Here is a 4,034-nt window from a genome sequence, read left to right as displayed (position 1 = left end):
TTTTATGTCGTAACAGCGATATAAATCAAAGAGAATTCGGTGGTGCGGTAGTTCAGTTGGTTAGAATACCGGCCTGTCACGCCGGGGGTCGCGGGTTCGAGCCCCGTCCGCACCGCCACCTTAATTTAGGGGCGTAGTTCAATTGGTAGAGCACCGGTCTCCAAAACCGGGTGTTGGGAGTTCGAGTCTCTCCGCCCCTGCCAGTTATAAGCTAAGTGGCAACTAAGGTAGTTTATAGTATTGGTGATCCATATATGCTACTTGGATTAGATTATTGGTAAGGCGCTGGCTTTTTGGTCAGCGCCTTTTTCTTAATGGAACTTTGTAAGAAAAACGGATTTGCCGTTACATTAAAAATCCCCTTATGCGAGCCTTTTCTCCAGAAATGATCTCACTTGGAAAATTTGTTCGCAAATATTGTCTGGTTCGTAAAGCTAATGTTGCCATTGATTTGAATTCATCATTTCATTGATGTTGTTACACATTTTTCAGTTCTCAATGTTATTCGATCTTATAGCAATAAAACCTTTCTTTCTAATTATCTATTGTCAAAGTGAATTCTTATAGATAACTTTTTAGACTTTTTGGCAATTTTCATACTAGTTAAAGTCCTTCTGAACTAAGTGTCTAGAGGATATGTATGAATGGATCTTAACTAATATTTTGATTGTGAAAGTTTTTTTCTTAAGAAAAGCTCGGTTTGAAGGAAAGGATACCTAAAACGATAAGGTGGAAACACTACGTCTGATTCAGCTTATACTATACGTAGGGATTACTTGGTAAATAGGGAGCTATATGTGGGAAGATAGCAAAAGTAATCCCACCGTATGCTCTATTTGAAATTTCTTTCTCCCTTACTATTTTCTTAAATGATTTACATGGATGCTTCTTAACCTCTTGTAGAAGTATGTATGATAGGTATTTTTAATAGCTGTTGAATGAATGCTTGCTGATCATTTTTTTGTAGCCATATGGCATATAATGGGCGTTCAATTAGTTCAGTATTTGGATAAGAGACCAGCTTTGGATATTCATTTTGCCAGTGTATTGGTAAGAAGGCGGCTCCTCTTACGCTATTGAGCAGTTGGCGGGCTATATGTGCTGAAGTGGTTGTGATGGTGGGTAACTGATCACTTTTTAAAATCCGTTGTTCCTGATGATGGAAATCAGCTCCCCATTCTAGTTTGATGTAATTTTTAATTTGGTATTTCAGATTTTCTTCTGTTGTTAATAACTTCAAGCGAATATTTCCTAGTAATAGGCTTTGGAACTCATCCATTTTGGGCGGTTCGGTAGTAATCAACAGATCTAACTCACGTGAATGAAGCTGCTTAACAAGGGATTGCCGTGTAGAAACTCGGGATTCCAATCTTAATTCCTGATGTTTTTTATAGAAGTCTTGTAACCAGGAAGTTAAATATGATTCCCATAGTGATGCAGTGGCACCAATTGTTAATTCAGTATGTTGAGAAGCATGCATTATCTCTTTTTTAGCCAATTGCCAGGTGCTCATCAGTGATTCTGCATAGGGAATAAGGCGCTCTCCCGCTGCTGTAAGACGGATGTTATTGCGATGGCGAGTGAAAAGATGAGTACCTAATTGATTTTCTAGTTGGCGTATGCGAAAGCTAACTGCTGATTGCGTCAGGTACAGTGATTCGGCTGCTCTCCCAAAGTGACGAGTTTTACTGACTTCCAAGAAGGTTTTCAGTAATTCAGTGTCCACATATATCTCCAATAATATTTATCGTTAAGATTTAAATTTTTTGTTTTACAGAACGCCAGGCCTATCTAATACTCCGCGCCATAATTAGCATGATAGTAACAGTACTAGAATTAGGAGTGTGTCAGATGGCCGAAAGCTTCATCACGACTAATCGTTTTTTTGATAACAAAAATTACCCTCGCGGGTTCTCCCGCCATGGCGATTTCACCATTAAAGAGGCGCAATTACTAGAGCGCCATGGTTATGCGTTCAATGAGTTAGATCTTGGTAAACGCGAGCCTCAAACAGAAGTAGAAGAGCTGTTTGTTGCTGTTTGCCGGGGTGAGCGGCAGCCTGTGACAATAGAAGAAAAAGTCTGGACCAAATATCTTGCAAGGATTAGGCGTCCAAAGCGTTTTCATACTCTTTCAGGCGGTAAGCCCCAGATCGATGCTTCTGATGACTATACCGACACTGATGATTAATATTATCACAAGTTATGAATATAGGGGCTTTGCCCCTTTTTCATTGCTAACCTGATTGTTTTTGTAATTGTATTAATAACCTGTCCATACTGCGATAGCTTAAGGCTTCCATGATATGTGGTTTTTCTATCTCTTTTTTTTCTTCTAAGTCGGCAAGTGTCCGGGATGTTTTCAGAATTCGGTGCCATGCTCGGATTGAAAGCCCTAGCTTTATTAGAGTTTGTTCTAGAAATACAGCGTCGTTAGGTTTGAGCTTACAAAATGCCTCTGTCTCTTTACTATTCAGATGAGCATTAATTTTTCCACAACGTTTCAGTTGTATTTCTCGCGCCGCCAGTACTCTTAATCTTACATCTTTGCTGCTTTCGCTTGGTCTAACAGAGCTACTCAATGTTCCAATGGGTAACAAGGGAACTTCAATTGAGAGATCGAAACGATCTAAGAAAGGACCAGAAAGTTTCGCTAGGTATCGAAGTATTTGCTGAGGACTACTTCGATTGTTAATGCCCTGATGATAGCCTGTAGGGCTAGGATTCATTGCTGCTATCAATTGAACTTGGGCAGGAAAACAAACTTTTGCTCTGGCTCGGGAGATAATGATTTCCCCTGATTCCAGCGGTTCTCTGAGAGCATCAAGGACTCTGCGTTCAAATTCAGGTAGTTCATCTAGAAATAGCACGCCGTTGTGAGCAAGTGAAATTTCACCAGGTTTTGGGAGCCCACCGCCGCCGACCAGAGCTGCCATTGAAGAACTGTGATGAGGCGCTCTAAATGGGCGTGTATGCCATTGTTGAGGTGAAAGGTAGGTATCCATCAGGCTATTGATGGCGGCAACTTCAAGGGCCTCTTTGTTTGTTAATGGTGGTAATAGACTACATAGCCGGCTTGCCAACATTGTTTTTCCTGTCCCTGGTGGGCCAAGTAGCAAAAGATTATGTCCGCCTGCTGCTGTGATTTCTAGGGCGCGTTTTGCTTGTTCCTGGCCAATAATATCCTGAAGATCCGGTTGTGATGATTCTGTTAAGGATTCATGTTGGATTGGTGCTGTCAGCAGTTGTTGTTCTCCCTGAAGAAAGTGGCAGATATGCAAGAGGTGTTCTGTCATTAACGTTTCATTCTGAGATAAAATTGCCAGCTCCATTGCGTTTTCTGTTGGTAGAATAAGTTGTCTTCCTGCTTTTCCTGCGCTGAGTGCGGCTGGAATTGCGCCGTTAACTTTCCGTAAACCCCCGGATAGAGCGAGTTCACCAAGAAATTCGTAATGACTTAGTTTATTGGTAGGTATTTGTTCTGAAGCGGCTAGAATAGCGATAGCGATCGGCAAATCATAACGGCCGCCTTCTTTGGGAAGATCTGCGGGTGCAAGATTGACGGTGATTCTTTTAGGCGGATAGGTAAACCCGCTGTTGATCAATGCGCTTCTGACACGATCTCTTGCTTCTTTTACGGCTGTTTCAGGCAAACCAACCAAGGTTAATCCAGGTAAACCATTACTAATATGCGCTTCAACAGTAACAATAGGGGCGTGAATACCTATAGTCGCTCTGGTATAAATAACAGCGAGGGCCATCCTATTCTCCTTAGTAAGAAAGTGTATACCCGTTATCTTTCAAGTTGCCTCTTTGTTGGCTGCACTCGCTCACCCCGGTCACATCGTTATCTATGCTCTCGGGGATTCTCTCCCTTGCCGTCGCGATCCATCTTGAAATCCATTGGGTATATACCCAAGAAACTTCAAGATGCAGTTTTTAGCACCTGAAAATGGTCGTTAATTCTAGACATCAGCGAGTCCGCTATATCCGGTAGCGTTGTGGTGAAAAATTTGAAGACGTTGTCTCGAAATT

The 4,034-nt window shown here is 41.7% G+C and carries 3 protein-coding genes, 2 tRNA genes and 1 pseudogene; 3 read left to right on the top strand and 3 right to left on the bottom strand.

Annotation, left to right across the window (positions count from 1 at the left end):
- The first annotated feature begins 41 nt into the window (after nucleotides 1–41).
- Nucleotides 42–118 (top strand) — tRNA-Asp (locus AACQ38_RS23395).
- Nucleotides 119–127: 9 nt separating this feature from the next.
- Nucleotides 128–203, top strand: a tRNA-Trp gene (locus AACQ38_RS23390).
- 686 nt (nucleotides 204–889) lie between these two features.
- Here AACQ38_RS23390 and hdfR read toward each other — a convergent pair.
- Nucleotides 890–1,726 carry an HTH-type transcriptional regulator HdfR gene (gene hdfR, locus AACQ38_RS23385; protein ID WP_165579207.1) on the bottom strand — a complete coding sequence of 279 codons (837 nt, stop codon included), beginning with the start codon at nucleotides 1,724–1,726 and terminating at the stop codon, nucleotides 890–892.
- Nucleotides 1,727–1,851: 125 nt separating this feature from the next.
- On the opposite strand from hdfR, the gene AACQ38_RS23380 reads away from it, so the two are divergent.
- The gene (locus AACQ38_RS23380) at nucleotides 1,852–2,190 is read left to right on the top strand and encodes a DUF413 domain-containing protein (protein WP_011148757.1); all 339 of its coding nucleotides are present in this window, start codon (nucleotides 1,852–1,854) and stop codon (nucleotides 2,188–2,190) included.
- 46 nt (nucleotides 2,191–2,236) lie between these two features.
- Here AACQ38_RS23380 and AACQ38_RS23375 read toward each other — a convergent pair whose 3' ends face one another.
- Entirely contained in the window at nucleotides 2,237–3,760 is a 1,524-nt protein-coding gene (locus tag AACQ38_RS23375) for a YifB family Mg chelatase-like AAA ATPase (protein WP_165579206.1), read from the bottom strand.
- Nucleotides 3,761–3,924: 164 nt separating this feature from the next.
- A pseudogene (locus AACQ38_RS23370) lies at nucleotides 3,925–4,034 on the bottom strand (IS630 family transposase); the annotation flags it as partial.

The organism is Photorhabdus sp. RW14-46 (assembly GCF_963887965.1).
Classification (GTDB): domain Bacteria; phylum Pseudomonadota; class Gammaproteobacteria; order Enterobacterales; family Enterobacteriaceae; genus Photorhabdus; species Photorhabdus laumondii.
The sequence above is the reverse complement of the archived record's forward strand: the minus strand, read 5'-3'. Positions and strand labels throughout refer to the sequence as shown.